The 17,108-nt window shown below is 74.5% G+C and carries 18 protein-coding genes; 12 read left to right on the top strand and 6 right to left on the bottom strand.

All coding sequences use genetic code 11. The annotated features are described in order from the left end of the window. Nucleotides 1-224 precede the first annotated feature (224 nt). Nucleotides 225-1,229 (top strand): alpha/beta fold hydrolase, encoded by a 1,005-nt coding sequence (locus IE329_RS30870; protein ID WP_229927901.1) that lies wholly within the window; start codon nucleotides 225-227, stop codon nucleotides 1,227-1,229. Here IE329_RS30870 and IE329_RS30865 read toward each other — a convergent pair. Further along, complete coding sequence (locus tag IE329_RS30865) at nucleotides 1,213-1,527, bottom strand: hypothetical protein (protein ID WP_190214304.1); 315 nt, start codon at nucleotides 1,525-1,527, stop codon at nucleotides 1,213-1,215. The genes IE329_RS30870 and IE329_RS30865 overlap by 17 nt on opposite strands. Then, nucleotides 1,524-2,033: an ATP-binding protein gene (locus tag IE329_RS30860; protein ID WP_190214303.1), complete on the bottom strand. Its 510-nt coding sequence runs from the start codon at nucleotides 2,031-2,033 to the stop codon at nucleotides 1,524-1,526. Before IE329_RS30860 ends, IE329_RS30865 begins: the two co-directional genes overlap by 4 nt. 193 nt (nucleotides 2,034-2,226) lie before the next feature. Between IE329_RS30860 and IE329_RS30855 the strand changes: the two genes are divergently transcribed. Further along, complete coding sequence (locus IE329_RS30855) at nucleotides 2,227-3,291, top strand: Scr1 family TA system antitoxin-like transcriptional regulator (protein ID WP_190214302.1); 1,065 nt, start codon at nucleotides 2,227-2,229, stop codon at nucleotides 3,289-3,291. Nucleotides 3,292-3,340: 49 nt separating this feature from the next. Here the strand turns inward: IE329_RS30855 and IE329_RS30850 are convergent, their stop codons facing one another. Then, complete coding sequence (locus tag IE329_RS30850; protein ID WP_190214301.1) at nucleotides 3,341-3,937, bottom strand: NADPH-dependent F420 reductase; 597 nt, start codon at nucleotides 3,935-3,937, stop codon at nucleotides 3,341-3,343. A 109-nt stretch (nucleotides 3,938-4,046) separates the two neighbouring features. Next, the gene (locus tag IE329_RS30845) at nucleotides 4,047-4,865 is read right to left on the bottom strand and encodes an inositol monophosphatase family protein (RefSeq protein WP_190214300.1); all 819 of its coding nucleotides are present in this window, start codon (nucleotides 4,863-4,865) and stop codon (nucleotides 4,047-4,049) included. A gap of 137 nt (nucleotides 4,866-5,002) precedes the next feature. On the opposite strand from IE329_RS30845, the gene IE329_RS30840 reads away from it, so the two are divergent. After that, nucleotides 5,003-5,908: a LysR family transcriptional regulator gene (locus tag IE329_RS30840; protein WP_190214299.1), complete on the top strand. Its 906-nt coding sequence runs from the start codon at nucleotides 5,003-5,005 to the stop codon at nucleotides 5,906-5,908. A 95-nt stretch (nucleotides 5,909-6,003) separates the two neighbouring features. On the opposite strand, the gene IE329_RS30835 is transcribed toward IE329_RS30840, so the two are convergent. Continuing rightward, a complete protein-coding gene (locus IE329_RS30835; protein WP_190214298.1) occupies nucleotides 6,004-6,885 on the bottom strand; it encodes an LLM class flavin-dependent oxidoreductase in 882 nt (293 codons plus the stop codon). 268 nt (nucleotides 6,886-7,153) lie between these two features. On the opposite strand from IE329_RS30835, the gene IE329_RS30830 reads away from it, so the two are divergent. From IE329_RS30830 to IE329_RS30815, 4 genes are all read left to right on the top strand, one after another. Further along, complete coding sequence (locus IE329_RS30830) at nucleotides 7,154-7,804, top strand: TetR/AcrR family transcriptional regulator (protein WP_308438418.1); 651 nt, start codon at nucleotides 7,154-7,156, stop codon at nucleotides 7,802-7,804. Between the two features lie 204 nt (nucleotides 7,805-8,008). Then, nucleotides 8,009-9,382 (top strand): TolB family protein, encoded by a 1,374-nt coding sequence (locus IE329_RS30825; protein WP_190214297.1) that lies wholly within the window; start codon nucleotides 8,009-8,011, stop codon nucleotides 9,380-9,382. 192 nt (nucleotides 9,383-9,574) lie between these two features. Continuing rightward, nucleotides 9,575-10,153, top strand: coding sequence for an SMI1/KNR4 family protein (locus IE329_RS30820; RefSeq protein WP_190214296.1), 579 nt, complete (start codon nucleotides 9,575-9,577; stop codon nucleotides 10,151-10,153). Between the two features lie 520 nt (nucleotides 10,154-10,673). Then, a complete protein-coding gene (locus tag IE329_RS30815) occupies nucleotides 10,674-11,099 on the top strand; it encodes a hypothetical protein (protein ID WP_190214295.1) in 426 nt (141 codons plus the stop codon). 176 nt (nucleotides 11,100-11,275) lie between these two features. Here IE329_RS30815 and IE329_RS30810 read toward each other — a convergent pair whose 3' ends face one another. Then, nucleotides 11,276-12,061 (bottom strand): dienelactone hydrolase family protein, encoded by a 786-nt coding sequence (locus tag IE329_RS30810; RefSeq protein WP_190214294.1) that lies wholly within the window; start codon nucleotides 12,059-12,061, stop codon nucleotides 11,276-11,278. Between IE329_RS30810 and IE329_RS40985 the strand changes: the two genes are divergently transcribed. The 5 genes from IE329_RS40985 (at nucleotide 12,053) to IE329_RS30785 (ending at nucleotide 17,095) form a co-directional block, all read left to right on the top strand. Further along, a complete protein-coding gene (locus IE329_RS40985) occupies nucleotides 12,053-13,156 on the top strand; it encodes a putative immunity protein (RefSeq protein WP_229927900.1) in 1,104 nt (367 codons plus the stop codon). The genes IE329_RS30810 and IE329_RS40985 overlap by 9 nt on opposite strands. 264 nt (nucleotides 13,157-13,420) lie before the next feature. Then, a complete protein-coding gene (locus tag IE329_RS30800; RefSeq protein ID WP_190214293.1) occupies nucleotides 13,421-13,708 on the top strand; it encodes a hypothetical protein in 288 nt (95 codons plus the stop codon). A gap of 167 nt (nucleotides 13,709-13,875) precedes the next feature. After that, entirely contained in the window at nucleotides 13,876-15,486 is a 1,611-nt protein-coding gene (locus IE329_RS30795; protein WP_190214292.1) for an alpha/beta hydrolase, read from the top strand. 69 nt (nucleotides 15,487-15,555) lie between these two features. Continuing rightward, nucleotides 15,556-16,113, top strand: coding sequence for a DinB family protein (locus IE329_RS30790; protein WP_190214291.1), 558 nt, complete (start codon nucleotides 15,556-15,558; stop codon nucleotides 16,111-16,113). Between the two features lie 175 nt (nucleotides 16,114-16,288). Continuing rightward, a complete protein-coding gene (locus tag IE329_RS30785; RefSeq protein WP_190214290.1) occupies nucleotides 16,289-17,095 on the top strand; it encodes an SDR family NAD(P)-dependent oxidoreductase in 807 nt (268 codons plus the stop codon). The last annotated feature ends 13 nt before the right edge of the window (nucleotides 17,096-17,108 follow it).

Below are 17,108 nucleotides of genomic sequence, written 5' to 3'. Positions count from 1 at the left end.
GCTCCGGTGGCGGTGGGCGTCCACCTCACCGACCCTGGGCCGAAGAAGTACTTCGTCTACGATCTTGCTGCCCGGAAGGATCTCCATGGCTGTCACCAGGACGGACCACCTCGTCCCCCACACGTCGACCGTCCCCGCCAACAGGGGCGAACACGTCGAACTCTTCGTACGCGAGTGCGCCAAGGCGCCCGCCGGCCCCCCCGGCGGACCGCAAGGTCGTCCTCATGCTGCACGGCAGGAGCGTGCCGGTGCTGGCCGGTTTCGACCTCCAGCACACCTCGTACGGGTGGGCCGAGGCATTGGCCCAGGCCGGCTACGACGTCTTCATGATGGACCTCCAGGGCTCGGGCCGGTCACCCCGCCCCCGGATGGAGGACCCGTGCAACGTCAACCCGAAGCAGCAGGCCGCCGTCACTCCCCCGCTGTCGGGCCCGCGCACCGCGAGCTACCCCTTCGTCCTGACCAACTCCCAGAGCGACCAGGACGAGCTCAGTACCGTGGTCGAGTACATCCGGGCCCTGCGCGACGTCTCCAAGGTCGCGCTCATCGGGTGGTCGGCGGCCGCGTTCGCCATGGGGCCCTACGCCGTCAGGAATCCGGGCAAGGTGGAGAGCCTCTTCCTGCTCGCGCCGATCTTCCCGCCGGCCGGCCCCCCGGACCCGCCGACCCTGCCGGCCCCCGGTTTCCCCACCCACGTGCTCACGTACCCGGGCCTGGACCAGGCCTGGTCCAACGAGGTGCACTGCGCGACCCAGCGCGAGCCCGGCATGATCGACGTCGCGTGGGCCGCCCTGATGGAGAACGACCCGATCGGCCGCACCTGGGGCAAGATCGACGCGTCGACCGGGAAGCCCGCGGGCGCCAGCCGGTACCGCAACTTCGTGTCGTGGGGCTGGAACAGCACCACCGCGGGCCAGGGCGGTGTCCTGGGCGGCAGCGTGCCCGTGCTCATCGTGCACGGCGAGTTCGACCGGACCGCCAACACGACGCCGCCCAACCCCGCCGTCCCCGCGCTCGACTTCCACGTCCCCGCGCTCTACAACGCCATCACGGGGCCGCACAAGCTGCTGGTCACGGTGAAGTGCGCCGGCCACTCGATGCCCTGGGAGGTGCAGCACAAGAACCTGCACAACGTGTCGAAGCACTGGCTGAAGCACACCAATGTCGGCGGCAAGACCAACGGCCTCTTCGACATGGACCTGAACGGCGCCATCAGTCCTTCTCCCTAGAGTCCGCGGAGGAGGGCCCGGGCTCTCCGGGCACCGGCGGACGGACCGGAGGTCCGCCCGCCACCCGGCCGTCCGGCTCGACGGCGACCAGCTCCACCCGGACCCGGACGGCCGTCCGGCCGGCCTGGTCGATCTCGCCCGCGAAGACCGTCGCGCCCTCGAACGGCCGGTCGGCGTCCAACGCCCAGAGCAGGTAGGCCCGGACGGGGCCGATGACCTCCTTCAGGGTCCGGGGCCGCCCCTCCTCGTGGGCCCGCAGGACGGCCGCCCAGAGCGCCGCCGGTCCACGCCTGCTCACGCGGCCGCCCCCCGGCCCGTCGCGGCCTGAGCGGGCAGGTCCGTCACGGGCCCCCCGGCGAGGCCGCCGCCGGGCGGTGCCGGCGGCCCGACCACCGCCCAGACGCACTTGCCGGCCCCGCCCTCGCGCGGGCAGCAGCCCCACGCGGCGGCGAGCTCCCGGACCAGCCACAGTCCGCGCCCGGACTCCTCCTCCGGCGCCGGCTCGCGCACCTCAGGCAGCTCGTTGCCCGCGTCGTGCACCTCGATCCGCAACCGCCCCGCGCTCACCGCGTACCGGACCTCGACCAGCCGCCCGGACGGGCCCCGGGCGTGCTCGACGGCGTTCGCCACCAGCTCGCCGGCGAGCAACTCGCCCACTTCCAGCAGCGGTTCCGCACCGTCCAGGCCGGCCAGGAAGGTCCGCAGCAGCCGCCTGGCGGCACCGGCCGAGCGGCGGTGCCGGGGCAGCCAGGCAGCGAAGTCGACCGTCACGGCGGGTGATGGTCTGTCGAGGGTTCCGGGCATGGCGCAACCACCTCCGAGGGAGCGGAAAGTCCTGGTCGGGGGCGTGATCCGGCGCACGGCGGAGAGACCGGGCGCGCGGAGTCACGCAGAGCGAGCAAGCTGACTCGTTCTGCCACCAAGCATCGTCAGGTGGAGCTACCGTGACGAGAGATCAGCCGGTTCCACCGGCCTCTCTGACACCTGGGGACCCACCATGACCCGTGTACCGCCCAGCGGACCCCACCTGCGATCCAGCGCCGCCGGCCTGTTCGGGACGCTCCTGCGGCGGACCCGCGAGGCCCGCAAGATGTCGCAGGGCGAGCTGGCCCGGCAGATCCCCTGCAGCCGCCCGCACCTCACCCGGATCGAGAACGGGAGCCGGGTGCCGCAGCACCCCCTGGTGACGGCCTGTGACCGCATCCTGGAGACCGGTGGGGAGTTGCTGGAGATCTGGGAGGAGGTCGACTGGTACGCGCAGGTGGACCATCCGAACTGGTTCCAGCGCTTCGTGCTCATCGAGGCGAAGGCCACGAGCATCCAGGAGTTCCAGACGCCTTGGATCTCCGGGCTGTTGCAGACCGAGGCGTACGCCCGCGCGCTGATCTCCCTCGGGAACGCGGCCGACGATCCACGGCAGATCGAAGAATGGGTCGCCGCCCGCCTTGCCCGGCAACACCGTCTCACCGGACCTGACGCGCCATTGCTGACGGTGATCCTCGGCGAAACCGCGCTGCGCCAGACAGTTGGCGGACCGCAGGTGATGCATGATCAACTGCAACACCTTCTGCGCATGGGACGACTGCCGAACGTGACGATCCAGGTCGCCCCGTTCTCCCTTGGCGAGCGAGTTCGTTTCGGCTCCTCCCTCATCATCCTGACCTCACCCGACGGGAAAAGGCGCGCCTACTCGGAAAGCCTCACGCACGGCCGCTTCGACGAGGATCCGCAACGAGTCCAGCGATGGCAGCGTCGGTATGATCTGCTGCGGGCAGAGGCCCTCTCCGCCCAGGACAGCGCGCGCCTGATCCGCAGTGTGATGGAAGGACTGCTCAACATGGACTCCACCACCCCCGATCTCTCCAAGGCCTCCTGGCGCAAGGCCAGTTACAGCGACCACGACGCCGGCAACTGCATCGAGGTCGCCGAGAACGTCCCCGGCCTCGTCCCCGTCCGCGACTCCAAGGACCCCGAGGGCCCCGCCCTGCTGTTCCGCCCCGACGCCTGGCAGTCCTTCGTCACCGGCGTCCGGCAGGGCGAGCTCCCCGCCGTCGGCCACTGACCGTTCAAGTCCTGCGGATACGGCCGTACTTGGCGGACGCTCGGGCGGGTCAGCGCGCGATCGAGATCGCGAACGGCGCGAATCCGCCGGACCGGATCACGTGCGGCACGAACAGGATCGCGGCCTCCGTGGCGCGGGCGGTCCGGATCCCGCCGAGGTCGGTGATCCACTCCTTGTGCCAGCCGAGGTCGAGGAGCAGGTCGTGGACGGTCTGCTTGGCCTGCGGGTCATCGCCGGAGAGGAAGGCGTCGGGCGCCCGGGTGAGCATGGCCGGGGCGGTCATCACCGGGTAGAGCATGGTGTTGAGCGTCTTGACGACGCGCGTCTCCGGGAGTGCTTCCTGCAGGTGCTCGGCGAGGCTGGAGCCGGGGTGGATCAGGTCGGCGGGCAGTCCGTCCGGTCCGTCGACGGTGGCGTTGGAGACGTCGACGAGGATCTTGCCGCGCAGTTCCGCGCGCAGGTCGGCGAGCCGCTCCAGCGAGCCGGCGCCGGGGGTGGCGTTGATGACGATCCGGGCCGTCCGGGTGGCGTCGGCGGCGGCACCGGGTGTGCGGTCCGCGACGGTCACCTCGTGCCCGGCCCGGGTGAGGGCGGTGGCGAGGTTGCCGCCGACGCGGCCGTTTCCGAGAACTGCGATCGTGGTCATGATGATCCGGTCCATTCCTGGGTGCTGGTTCGGGTGCAGGTCGTGGTGCGGGTTCAGGCGCAGGTCGTGAGGCAGGTTCAGGTCTGCGGGGTCTGCGGGGTCAGCGGGGTCAGCGGGAGAGCGTGGCGACGGCCTCGGCGTGGACGCCCGGCGCGGCGGCCAGGAAGCTCCCGCTCCCCGGGGTCCAGGGGCGGCCCTCGGCGTCGGAGATCCGCCCGCCGGCCTCGGTGACGAGCAGGGCGCCGGGCAGCAGGTCCGCGCGGGCGCCGGCGAACTGCCAGAAGACGTCCGTCCGGCCGGCGGCCACGTTCACCAGGTGCAGGGTCGCGGGCACGGCGGTCCGGACGACCAGCGCGTCGAAGAGCATGGCGGTGATCGAGGAGCCGACCCGCCGCACGACCTCCTCGTCCTCGTCCGGCCGGGCCTGGCTGGTGGCCACGATGCTCAGGCCGAGGTCCGCGGTCGGGGAGACGCGCAACGGCCGCCCGTCGAGGTGGGCGCCCGCGCCGGTGAGCGCGGTGTAGGTCTCGCCGGTCAACGGCAGGTGGACCACGGTGAGCACCGGCCGGTTGTCGCGCACCAGGGTGGCGGTCACGGCCCAGTCCGGCAGGGCGTGCAGGTGGTTGACGTTGCCTTCGGCCGGGTCCACGACCCACCATTCGCCGGGCGGCAGCTCCCCGCCGTCCAGTTCGTCCTCCACCCAGCCGGCGTCCGGGCGCAGGCGGGTGAGGCCGGGGCGCAGGATGTCGAGGGCCGCGTCGTCGTTGGCGGCGAGCGCGCGCATCAGCTCCTCGCGGGTCCCGTAGGGGACCACCTCGCCGAAGCGCTCGCGCAGTACCGATCCGGCCGCACGCACGGCGGTCACGGTCCCGCTGAGCAGGTCGGCGTCGGAGGCGGCGGCACCGGTGGTCTGAAGCAGCTCGGACATGGTGGAACTCCTTTGCGAGGAGGGGGGATTCGGCCGTTCGGGCCGGGCGGCGCATTCCGTCCTGCGCCTTCTCCTCGAAGGTATAGAGCCCCGCCATTAACTTCAAATGCATGTCAAGCACGGATAGGATTACTCACATGCAATTGGACTTGAACCTGCTCGCCGCGCTCGACGCCCTGCTGGAGGAGGGCAGCGTGGCCGGGGCGGCCGCGCGCCTGCACGTCACCGCCCCCGCGATGAGCCGGAGCCTGGGCCGGATCCGGCGGACGACCGGGGACCAGATCCTGGTCCGCACCGGCCGCACGATGACCCCGACGCCGTACGCCGTCGCCGTCCGGCAGCAGGTGCACGAGCTGCTGCACGAGGTCCAGGGGGTGCTGGCACCGAGCCGTGAACTCGATCTGGCGACGCTGGAGCGCACCTTCACCCTCCGCTGGCACGATTCCCTCGTCGCCCTGAGCGGCCCCGCACTGCTGGCGGCCGTGCGCCGGGAGGCGCCGGGCGTGCGGCTGCGCTTCGTCGCGGAATCGGACGTGGACACCCCCGGGCTGCGGCGCGGCGAGGTCGACCTGGAGGCGAACGCCAACCGCGCGGGCGCACCGGACATCCGCACCGAGAAGGTGGGCGAGACCCGCGTCGTCATCGTCGTGCGGCAGGGACACCCCCTCACCCGCGCCGGGACCGTCACCGCCGAGCAGTACGCCGCCGCCGAGCACGTCACCGTCTCGCGCCGGGGAAACCTGGGCAACGCCCTCGACGACGCGCTGGCGCGGCTCGGCCTCACCCGTCGCGTGGTGGCGACCGCGCCCACGGAGGCGGCCGCGCTGGAGTTCGCGCGCGCCTCCGACCTGCTGATCAGCGTCCCCGGGGCCACCACCCGCTCCGCGGCCGCCGGCCTGGGCCTGGCCGTGCTCCCCCTGCCGCTCGAACTGCCGCCGGCGCCGGTCCACCTGTCGTGGCACCAGCGCTACGACACCGACCAGGCCCACGCATGGCTGCGCGGGCTGGCCCGGACCGCGTTGACCGTGGGCGGGGCTTCCTAGGCGAACGCCTCACGGGCGCCCGGGCGGTCGCCTGCGCCGTGCGCGCCTCCTGGGCGCCGGGCGACCGCCACCCAGGTGCCACGGCCGGCTCCCGGTCAGACCGGGAGGTACCCGGCCAGTTGCTCCCACTCCCGCACGGGCGGGACGTGCGGCGTGGCGGTGACCAGGTGGAGGCTGACGTGATCGGCACCGGCGTCGAGGTGCTCATGGACGCGGCGGGCGATCGCCCCGGCGTCGCCGTGGGCCACGATCGCGTCCACCAGCCGCTCGCCGAGCGCGTCCACCTCCCGGTGCCCCAGGTCGTCGAGCAGGGCCCGGCGGTTGGGCAGGGCAGCCGCCGCCGTGGCCCGGGCCGGCCCGGCCGTGCGGGAGCGGTCGGGCCCGAGCACGCACAGTTGGGTGACGGCCAGCAGGCGGTCGGGGCCGAGCGCCGCCCTCGCCCTGCGGGTGTGCTCGACCGGCATGCCCAGCACGTTGGCCCCCCGGGTGCGTTCGGCGGCGAGCCGAAGCATGCCGACGTCCAGGGCGGCGAGCAGGTGGCCCGGCGGGCCGGTCCCGGCGGACGGCCCGAACGGGGCGGCGTCCAGGGCGTCCAGGTACGAGCGCACGGCCTCCTGCGCCGGCCGGAAGCGGTGACCGCGGACCTCCTCGGCGAGGCTGGGGTGGCTCTCCCAGAGGCCGAGCAGGAACCGGCCCGGGAACGCCTCCGCCAGGGTGCGCCGGGCGGCGGCGGTGGTGACGGCGTCGCGGGCGTAGATGTCGGTCATGCCGGCGGCCACCGTGATCCGCCGGGTGGCCGACAGCAGGATCGCGGCCTGCGCCATCGCCTCCCGCCCGGCGGTCTCGGCGAACCAGAGGGCGCCGTAGCCGAGCTCCTCGACCGCCGCGGCGGCGGCGCGCAGACCGGCCGCCGGGTACCCGTCGCTGTCGCCCGCCCAGATCCCGACGCGCCCGAGCACGGGCCCGCCGGCGCTCATGCGCGCGGCTCCGTGCCGCCCCGGGCGGCCGGCGGCGCTCCGGCCCGCGAACCGGCTGCCGTCACCACCACCGGCATGACCCCCGCCGCTGCCACCGCCGGCGGCCCGGCCACCGCCACGCCGACGGCCGGCCTTCCTGTCCGTTCCACGCTCTCTCCCCTCGCCCACCCGGGGCGGCAGGCTCCGCCCGACAACCGGGGTGGCCCTCCGGTTACCGTTCGCTACGATATGGGGGCCCACCCCGGTTAGCAGGCGACCAGGAGTTCCCGTGCCCGAGGACGCCGCCCCGACCCCGCCCGGCCGGCCGCCGACCCACCCGGCGCCGCCCGCACGCCCCCAGCGCCAGCCCCAGCCCCAGCCGCCGGCGATGCGCGCCGACGCCCGCCGCAACCACGACCGGATCGTGGCCGTCGCCGGGGCCGTGATCGCCGAACACGGCGCCGAGGCCTCCCTGGAACAGATCGCCCGCCACGCCGGCGTCGGCTCCGCCACCCTGCACCGGCACTTCCCGACCCGGCAGGCGCTCCTGGAGACCGTCTTCAAGGGCCGGGTGGAGGCGCTCTGCGCCAAGGCGCAGGACCTGCTCCCCGACCCGGACCCGGCCGCCGCACTGATCACCTGGCTCCGCGCCGTCGGCGCCCACGCCGTGGCCAACCGGGGCCTCGGGGCGTCGCTGATGCAGGGCGCCCGCGACGCGGACCCAGCACTCGGGAGCACCTGCCACGCCATGATCGTCGACGCCGGCGACGCCCTCCTCGCCCGCGCCCGCCAGGCGCACGCCGTCCGCCCCGAGGTCACCACCACCCAACTGCTCAAGCTCGTCAGCGCCATCGCCCTGGCCACCGAGCGGGAGCCCGACGGCGCGGCCGAGGCCGACCGGTTGCTCAGCCTCGCCATCGACGGGGTACGCCCGCGCTGAGCTGCCCGGCCCCCGCCGACCCGCCCGCGCCCGGCCACCCTTTCGGCCGGACTTCCGAATTCCCCTGCGGGGATCGGGAGTTGCGGCGAAGCTGGAGGCGAGCCGAGGCCGATCAGGCGGCCGAGGGGACGGCTCGTCATCGGTGGGCGACGCCCTGCACCGGCCTGCGCCCACCGGGGGGAGCTCCACCAAGGGGAGGGCACGATGAACGGATCAGGACGGACCAGGCGGACGACCGTCCGCGGCGCCGTGGCGCTGACCGCGGTCGCCCTGGCGGCGACCGTGACGCCGGCCGGGGCGGCGGGCGGACCGGCCCGGACCGAGCAGGTCAGCGTCGGCGCGGGCGGCGTCCGGGCGAACGCCATGGCGTACGGCGAGTCGCTCAGCGCGGACGGCCGCTTCGCGGTGTTCAGCTCCGAGGCCGACAACCTGGTACCGGGGGACACCAACGGCTTCTACGACGTCTTCCTCCGGGACCTGCGCGACGGCCGCACCGAGCGGGTCAGCGTGGGAACGGGCGGCGTCCAGGGCAACGCCTTCTCGGCCGGCGGCGCCGTCAGCGCGGACGGCCGGTACGTCGCCTTCGCCTCGGACTCCGACAACCTGGTGCCCGGCGACACCAACGGCACCTCGGACGTCTTCGTCCGGGACCGGTGGACCGGGCGCACCGAGCGGCTCACCGCCGGCGACCCGGCCCAGCAGCAGCCCGGCGGCTCGGACACGCCCTCGATCAGCTGGAACGGCCGCTACGTGGCCTTCGTCTCCGGCCGCAGCGACCTGGTGCCCGGCGACACCAACCACGCGGCCGACGTCTTCGTGGTGGACCGCTGGACCGGGACCACCACCAGGGCCACCGTCGGGGCCGACGGGAGCGAGGCCGACAGTGCCTCCACCAACCCGCACATCTCCGCGGACGGCGGCAGCGTCGGCTTCACCTCCCGGGCGGGCAACCTGCTCCCCGGGACACCGGCCCGGGCCGAGGCCCCCGCGGGCGCCGGGGAGCCGGGGATCAACAAGCCGCGGGTCTACCCCTACTACGTCCGCGACCTGCGGGCCGGCCGCACCGTCGGCGGCAGCGTCGGGGCCGACGGAGAACTCACCTGGGCCAACACCGGGACGCTCAGCGCCGACGGCCGGTACGTGGTGTTCAGCACCAACTCCGACACCGTGGTCCCCGGCGACACCAACCGCCAGATCGACGTCTTCGTCCGCGACCTCGCCACCGGCCGGAACCGGCTGGTCAGTTCGGCGGCCGACGGCACCCAGGGCGACGGGATGTCCTGGGACGGCGTCATCTCGGCCGACGGCCGCCGGGTGTACTTCTCCTCCGCCGCCACCAACCTGGTCGCCGGCGACACCAACCAGGCCCAGGACGTCTTCCGGCGCGACCTCCGGACCGGCGCGGTCGAACGGGTCAGCGTCGCCGCGGACGGCGCCCAGTCCACCGGTTCCTCGTCCGGAGCGGTGATCGACGCACTCGGCACGACCGCCCTGTTCAGCTCCGACGACGGCACCCTCGTCCCCCAGGACACCGACGGCCACGCCGACGCGTTCCTGCGCCGGCTCCCGCTCCGCTGACGAACCGCACGACGCACGACGCACGGCCGTCGGGGCGTCCCGTCCGCACCGGACGGGACGCCCCGACGGCCCTGGCGGCAGCGGGCCCTGACGGCACCGGGGCCCGGGCGGCGGAGTGCCCGGACCAGCCGGCTGACAGACTGGGGAACCCGTCGAGCGGCGACGGCCCGACCATCGAGGAGACCGGCGGACATGACGGTGGAGAGACTTGCCGGGCTCCTCGGGGCACCGGACCGGCGGCCCGCCCAGGTGCCGTGGGAGGACAGCGCGGCCGTCCTCGACGGTCTCCGCTTCCCGGCCGACTACCGGTGGCTGGTGGACACCTACGGGGAGATCAGGATCAGGTCCGACTTCGGGATCTACGGCCCGCAGCGGGACCGCGGGGGCTTCGCGGCGTTCCGGGCCTACACGGCGGACGCCTACGAGCAGGTCGAACTGACGCATGAGGAGCCGCGGTTCCCGGAGACCCCCGACCGGCCGCCCTACGAGATGCTCCCGGAGCCGGGAGGGCTGCTGCCCTGGGGCGGTGACAACCGGGGCAACTACGTCTTCTGGCTCACGGCCGACCCCGACCAGGACCGCTGGCCCGTCGTGGTCTGGATCCAGGACCTGGAGCTGTGGGACGTCTTCCCCGGCGGCACCACGGCATTCCTGGCCGCACTGATCACCGGCGAGTACCACCTGAGCCGGGAACTGCTCGGCAGTGACAGCCACCCCCTGTGGGAGTTCGAGGCCGACTGGAACGGACGCGGGGGACGCCCGGTCGCCTGACCGCCCGACCGCCTCCCCCGGACGGCCGGCGCCCCGGTCCGGCGCCCCGTACCCGTACGGTCACAGGGTGTTCCCGGGCTGCTCCCGGCGCCCGGCCCCGGTTACGGTCGGTAGCCGATCTTGAGGAAAGTTGGTCTAGACATGCACGGACGGCCTGGGTCACCATGAGACACGAACCGGGAGGTTTACGGACATGGCCGACACCGGCCGCGCCGCACTCCGCCCGCCGAGGCCGACTCCCGTCGGTGAGACGTCCCCCACCCGGACGCCCCGCCCCGCGCCGCCGACCCCGCCGCCGACCGCGGCTCCCCTCGTCTGCGTCCGGCCCGCACCCACCGCCTGCCGGCGGCAACCCCCACCGGCCGGACACAGCCCATCGCGCGATCCCCGCCGGGCCCGCGCACCGTTCACCTCCTCGTGACCGCACGCCCTACGGCTGCCGGCCGGAATCCCGTCCGCCGACGGAGGAGGTCTTCACTGGGCCACCGCCTGGGACCAGCCCGCTCGACGAGGAGCGACGATGACGATCAAACCCACCAACCGGGTCAGAACCGCGGCCTACCTGCGCTGCTATCCCTACGACGACTGGCAGATGCAGGCCCACGCGCAAGCGCTGGAGGACCACGCCCGCCGGCTCGGCCTGGGCACCCCCCGGAAGTTCCTTGACAACGGTGTCTCCTGCCGGGGCGTCCAGCCCCAGCTGCGCCTGCTGCTCTCGCTGGCCTCCGTCGAACTGATCGACACCGTTCTGGTCCCCGGCCGCTGGGTCTTCTCCCTCGACGAGCACACCGCCAACTCCGTCGCCGACTTCCTGGCCGGCGCCGGCACCAAGGTCATCGAACTGCCCCGGCGTGACAACGGCCCGCGGACGCCGCGGCCCCGCCGGATCAGCGTCATCGAGAGCACCGACCCGGCGGCCCGGCTGCCGTACCAGGCGCAGCCCTGACCGATCCCCGCGCGAGTACACCGCGGGAACGACGGCGGGATCCCGGTCCTCGCCGGTACCGGGGTGCGGAGCTGTCCGCACCCCGGCCTCCTCGCGCCCGCACCCGGGGCCTGTGTGCCCGCACCCCGGCCCCTTCACCGCCCGCGGGCGGGCGGCCCGCCCGGGCGGGCCGGCGCCTAGGACGGGCCCTGGCCCAGCTCGGCCGCGAAGAGCTCCCGCACCCGCGCCCAGGAGTCCTCGGCCGCCGCCCTGTCGTACGGCTCCCGGCCCGGGAAGAAGAACGCGTGCCGCGCCCCCGGGTACACCAGCAGCTCGTGCCGCACCCCGGACGCCGCCAGCCGCGCACCGATCCGGTCCCGCTGCTCGGCGTCGATCACGTGGTCCAGCTCCGCGAAGAACATCAGCAGCCGGACGTCCCGCTCCGCGACACCGCCGGTCACCGCGTCCAGCAACGGGTCCGGCCGGCTGAGCGCGGTGCCCGCCGTGGGCAGCCAGCCCGGGTAGAAGACCGCCGCCGCCGCGAGGTCCAGCCGCCCGGCCGCGAAATAGGCGATGTGCCCGCCGAGGCTGAAGCCGAGCACCCCGGCCCTGCCGGTGGCGGCCTCCCGCTCCCGTACGTGGCCCAGGGCCGCCCTCAGATCGGCCTCCACCTCGTCCCGGGTCAGCCGCCCGAGCAGCTCGAAGCCCCGCGCCCGGTTCTCGTCGCTCTCCACCAGCCCGGCGGCCGTCTCCGGGCCGGACCGGTGGTACAGGTTCGGCGCGATCGCCACGTACCCGAGCGCCGCCACCTGCCGCACGACGTCCCGGACCTCCTCCGTCAGCCCCCACAGCTCCGACCCGACCAGCACCGCCGGGTACCCGCCGGCCCCGGCCGGCGCCGCGGGCCGGGCCAGGTAGGCGGCCATCGGGGCCCCGCCGCCGACCTCGACGGCGACTTCCCGGGCGACGATCTCGTGAGCCATGGCTCCCCCTCGTACGGCGTACAACAGTGGTCACTGGGACAACTCCTCGACTCTGCCACACCACTGACGGTCCGTGACACCAAGGGCGCCGTCGGCGCGGCCGCGGGCACGGAGACCGCCGGACCGTTCCCGCAGGCCGTGCTGAACGTGCCGCCCGGCCGGCCCGCCCCGGTCGACGGCGTGTACACCCCGGCCCCCGGGCCGATCACCGTCGTCGGCCGCGCCGACCCGGGCGGGCCGGTGGACCGGGTCGACCTCTGGGAGGGACGCTGGGCCGGCGCACCCGGCGAGATCGTGCTGATGCGCCCGCCCGGCCAGCACCACGGCGTCCGCGAGACCCTCGGCAACCGGCTGCTGCTGCCCGGCGCACCGCCGCTGACCATCGTCGGCTTCGCCTCCAGCATCAGCCAGAGCGCCGGCGCCCGGGTCACGCCCGGACAGGTCGCGGCGCTGCACCCGGCCGCCACCCAGCTGCTCCTGCGGTTCACCCGGGCAGGCACCGAGGAGGTGGCGACCGGGGACCGGGGCTCGGGGACCGACCGGCAGAATGTGCGGATGGACGAGGTCACCATCAGCGAAGAGGACCGCCGGCAACTCGGCGCCTGGGCCGCCGACTGCGCCGAGCGGGTGCTGCACCTGTTCGAGGCCGACGCCCCCGCCGACACCCGCCCGCGCGAGGCGATCGAGGGCATCCGGCGCTACGCGCGCGGCGAGATCCCGCGCGGTCCGCTGCGCCCCCTCGCCCATGCGGCCCTGGCAGCGGCTCGCGAGGCCGGCGCCCCGGCCGCCACCGCCGCCGCCCGCGCGGCCGGCTACGCGGCGGCGACCCCGTACATCCACGCGCTGGCCAGCCCGCACCAGTCGAACCACGTGCTCGCCCCGGCCGTCCAGACGGCCCGCGCACGCGAACTCGCGGCCGACGGCAGCAGCGGAACCGGCACCGGCGACAGCTGCGGCGACCTGGAGATCCGCCGGGCGATCGAGCACGCCCCGCCCGCCGTCCGCGGCATCCTGGCGCAGCTGCCCGCCCGCGGCCCCGGCCGCAGCCGGGCGGAGGTGCTCCGGCACCGGCTCGACGCGGCCCTCCGCGACTGACCGGCGCCCGTCGCCCGCCGCCCGCCGGTCAGGGGCAGGATCCGCCGCCGGAGGCCGCCAGATCGACCATGACCTCCAAGAGGCCGACTTACACCACGGAGTTGCGGCCGGCAGCGCGACGAGGCCCGTGCCGGGACCAATCCGTTGGGCCCCAGGCGGTGGCCCGGCGCGGCATGTCCGGTGGCCGCCTTGGGTACACCGACACCGGGACACCTCCGTCTGAGCGTCAACACTCCAGGTACGCCGAGAGAATGCGAGGCTCCGATGAGCGTCTCCCTGCTGGTACCGGTCTTCTGGCTGGTCCTCGCGCTGCTGCCGATGGGCCGCGGGCCGGTGCGCCGGCTGTTCCTGGGCCTGCTGGTGGGGCTCTCGGCGCTCGCCGTCGTGATCATGTTCTTCTACGCCCAGGACGCCTCCCAGCGGGCCCGCTGGACGAGCGACGGCCAGAACTGGTGGCAGGTGCCGCTGCTCACCGCCGCCCTGCTGGCCCCGGGCGCGATCGTGGCGCTGGTCCGGCTGGCGCTGGCCCGGCCGGGCGGGGCCCGGCGGTAGGCGGTCGGCCGGTAGGCGGTCGGCCGGTAGGCGGTCGGGGTACGGGACGGGTCCAGGCTCCGGCGCGGGCACGGGTCCGCATCCCGGGCCCCGGGTCCCGGTCCAGCCAGTGGGACCGGGCCGATAACCGGATGATCTTTATGATGGTCAGGTGATAGTCGTGTGCGGTGATCATCACCGTCTCCCGGCTCTCCCGCCGGCTCCTCCTCGCCGCCGTCGCGGCAACGGTCCTGGCCGGCTGCACCAGCACCCCGGCGGGCCACCCCGACGACCGGGCGTCCGCCTCCGCGAGTCCGGCCCCCGCCACCACCCCCGCCCCGGCACCCACCCCGACCGTCAAGCCCACCGGCGCCGCGGACCCCGCCCTGCAACCCTTCTACGGCCAGCAGATCAGCTGGGCGCAGTGCGCGGACGACCCCGCCACCAAGAAGGCCGACGAGTCGGCCGCCCAGTGCGGCAAGCTGCGGGTGCCCCTCGACTACGCCAACCCGGCCGCCGACACCGTCGAGGTCGAGGTCGCCCGGTTCCCGGCCGGCAAGCCGGACCAGCGGCTCGGCTCCCTGCTGGTCAACCCCGGCGGGCCCGGCGGCTCCGGCGTCACCATGGTGACCTCCGACCCCGAGGGCTGGGCCGGCCCGCTGCGCGACCGCTTCGACATCGTCGGCTTCGACCCGCGCGGCGTCCGGCAGACCGCGCCGGTGCGCTGCCTCGACGACACCGCCCGCGACGCCTGGAACGAGACGGACGACCAGGGCGCCGCCCACGGCAAGGTGCTCGCCGACGCCTGCCAGGCCAACTCCGGCAAGGTGCTCCCGTTCGTCGGCACCCGCAACAGCGCCCGCGACATGGACGTGCTGCGGGCCGTCCTCGGTGACCAGAAGCTCAACTACCTGGGCTTCTCCTACGGCACGTACCTCGGCAGCCTGTACGCCGAGGAGTTCCCGGACCGGACCGGCCGGCTCGTCCTGGACGGCGCCGTCGACCCGACCATGGACCTGCTGCAGCTCAACGTCCAGCAGCAGGCCGGCTTCGAGAAGTCCCTCAACGACTTCGCGGCCGACTGCGTGAAGCACGACGGCTGTTCGCTCGGCCGCGACCCGGCCAGGGCCGCGCAGAAGCTCGCCGACTTCCTCGACGGCCTCAAGGACAAGCCCCTGGTCACCGGCAACGGCCGCAAACTCACCGCCTCCGAGGGCTGGACGGCCGTCCTCAGCTCCCTCTACGGCAGCGAGAAGGGCTGGGAGAACCTGCGCAACGTGATCGCCTGGGCCATGGTGAAGGGCAAGGGGGACTACCTGCTCCAGGCCGCCGACAACTACAACGGGCGGGACGCCCAGGGCCATTACGGCAACACCCTGGACGCCTACCTCGCCATCCACTGCGCGGACGGCGGCGTCGACACCCCCACCCCCGAGAAGCTGCAGGCCACCGTCGCCGAACTCCGCGAGAAGGCCCCGCTGGTCAGCAAGCACAACCCCGAGCAAGCCCTGTTCGACCCCGACTGCCGTGCCTGGACCTACCGTTCGACCGAGCAGCCGCACCAGATCAAGGCCACCGGCAGCGCCCCGATCCTGGTCGTCGGCTCCACCGGCGACCCGGCCACCCCGTACGCCTGGTCGCAGAAGCTCGCCACCGGGCTGGCCAACGGCGTGCTGCTCACCCGCGAGGGCGAGGGCCACACCGGGTACGGGAAGAGCACCTGCATCAGCACCGCCGTGAACGGCTTCCTGACCGGCGGCGCCATGCCCGCCGCCGGGACCACCTGCCCGAGCGGCTGAGGCCGCCGGCCGTCCCCGCGTCGCGGATGTCCGGGACGCGGGGACGGGGGCGGAGGCACAATGGCCGCCATGGCCACCCTCCCCGCATCCAGACGAGCCGACCTGTTCCCCGACGCCCGGTCGGAGGACCGGTTCAGCACCTCCGCCACCGTCGACGAGCGCACCATGCTGCTCGACTTCCTGCGCGGCCAGCGGGCCACCCTGGAGCTCAAGTGCGCCGGCCTGGCGGACGAACTGGCCCGGCGGGCGGTGGAACCCTCCACCCTCTCGCTGCTCGGGCTCGTCCGGCACCTCGCCGACGTGGAACGCGGCTGGTTCCGGCGGACCCTGGCCGGGCAGGACGCGCCGCCGCGCTTCTCCTCCGAGACCGCCCCCGACCAGGACTTCGACGGGGCCGCGCCCGACCCGGCTCTGGTCACCGAGGCCTGGCTGGCCTGGCACGAAGAGGTGGCGTTCGCCGAGGAGTTCGTCGCGGCCGCACCCGGCCTGGACGTCAGCGGCGTGAACCCCTGGCGAGGGCCGGTGTCGCTGCGCTGGGTGCTCATCCACCTGATCGAGGAGTACGCCCGGCACAACGGGCACGCCGACCTGCTCCGGGAGCGGATCGACGGGGCGATCGGCGTCTGAGGGCCGTCGGGCGGCCGGACACCGGCCGCCCGTACCGGCCCTGTCCACGTACGTCTGCCCCGCCCGCGACGCCCGACGCCCGACGCCCGACGCCCGACGCCCGACGCGACTGACGGGGCGTCATGAGCCTATGATCGAACCGTCCGTCCAGGCCTGCATCGGAGCTCCGAACCCCATGTCCGACCAGCGAGTTGTCATCGTCACCGGCGGCGGGACGGGCATCGGCGCGGCCACCGCCCGGCTGCTCCGCGCCGAGGGCCACCAGGTGGTGGTCTCCGGCCGCCGGCCCGAGCCGCTGCGCCTGGTCGCCGAGGAGACCGGCGCGGTGGCCCACCCCTCCGACACCGCCGACCCCGCGGACGTGACCGACCTGGTGGCGTCCACCGTGGCCCGGTTCGGGCGGCTGGACGGTCTGGTCCTCAACGCCGGCATCGGACGCGGCGGCGCGGTCGGCGACCTCTCGGTGGAGGACTGGGAGGCCGTCATGCGGATCAACGTCACCGGCCCCTTCCTGCTCCAGAAGGCCGCGCTGCCGCACCTGTTGGAGTCCCGGGGCGCGGTGGTCGCGGTCGCCTCGGTGTCCGCCCTGCGCAACGGCGCCGGCAACGCCGCGTACGCCACCTCCAAGGCCGCACTGCTGCAGCTCTGCCGCTCCCTCGCGGTCGACTACGGCCACCGCGGGCTGCGCGCGAACATCGTCTGCCCGAGCTGGGTCCGCACCGAGATGGCGGACCGCCGGATGGCCCGGTTCGCCGAGGAGGAGGCGCTGCCCGGCGGCGTCGAGCAGGCCTACCGGGAGGCGACCGGCCTCACGCCCGTCCGCCGCCCCGGCGAGCCGCGCGAGGTCGCCGAGGCCGTCGGCTGGCTGCTCTCCCCCGCGGCGAGCCTCGTCAACGGCGCCGTGCTCACGGTGGACGGCGGGGTGACGGCCGTCGACCCCGGGACGGCCGCGTTCGACCTCCACCTCGGCCCGCGCCGGTAGCGGGAGCACCCGC

Source organism: Kitasatospora indigofera, from assembly GCF_014655955.1.
Classification (GTDB): Bacteria; Actinomycetota; Actinomycetes; order Streptomycetales; family Streptomycetaceae; genus Kitasatospora; species Kitasatospora indigofera.
The sequence above is the reverse complement of the archived record's forward strand: the minus strand, read 5'-3'. Positions and strand labels throughout refer to the sequence as shown.

Bases quoted from the DNA above. Each gene is read 5' to 3' on its own strand.
- IE329_RS30870 (WP_229927901.1), top strand. From the start codon at position 225: ATGCTGCACGGCAGGAGCGTGCCGGTGCTGGCCGGTTTCGACCTCCAG.
- IE329_RS30860 (WP_190214303.1), bottom strand. From the start codon at position 2,033: ATGCCCGGAACCCTCGACAGACCATCACCCGCCGTGACGGTCGACTTC.
- IE329_RS30855 (WP_190214302.1), top strand. From the start codon at position 2,227: ATGACCCGTGTACCGCCCAGCGGACCCCACCTGCGATCCAGCGCCGCC.
- IE329_RS30850 (WP_190214301.1), bottom strand. From the start codon at position 3,937: ATGACCACGATCGCAGTTCTCGGAAACGGCCGCGTCGGCGGCAACCTC.
- IE329_RS30845 (WP_190214300.1), bottom strand. From the start codon at position 4,865: ATGTCCGAGCTGCTTCAGACCACCGGTGCCGCCGCCTCCGACGCCGAC.
- IE329_RS30840 (WP_190214299.1), top strand. From the start codon at position 5,003: ATGCAATTGGACTTGAACCTGCTCGCCGCGCTCGACGCCCTGCTGGAG.
- IE329_RS30835 (WP_190214298.1), bottom strand. From the start codon at position 6,885: ATGAGCGCCGGCGGGCCCGTGCTCGGGCGCGTCGGGATCTGGGCGGGC.
- IE329_RS30825 (WP_190214297.1), top strand. From the start codon at position 8,009: ATGAACGGATCAGGACGGACCAGGCGGACGACCGTCCGCGGCGCCGTG.
- IE329_RS30820 (WP_190214296.1), top strand. From the start codon at position 9,575: ATGACGGTGGAGAGACTTGCCGGGCTCCTCGGGGCACCGGACCGGCGG.
- IE329_RS30815 (WP_190214295.1), top strand. From the start codon at position 10,674: ATGACGATCAAACCCACCAACCGGGTCAGAACCGCGGCCTACCTGCGC.
- IE329_RS30810 (WP_190214294.1), bottom strand. From the start codon at position 12,061: ATGGCTCACGAGATCGTCGCCCGGGAAGTCGCCGTCGAGGTCGGCGGC.
- IE329_RS30800 (WP_190214293.1), top strand. From the start codon at position 13,421: ATGAGCGTCTCCCTGCTGGTACCGGTCTTCTGGCTGGTCCTCGCGCTG.
- IE329_RS30790 (WP_190214291.1), top strand. From the start codon at position 15,556: ATGGCCACCCTCCCCGCATCCAGACGAGCCGACCTGTTCCCCGACGCC.
- IE329_RS30785 (WP_190214290.1), top strand. From the start codon at position 16,289: ATGTCCGACCAGCGAGTTGTCATCGTCACCGGCGGCGGGACGGGCATC.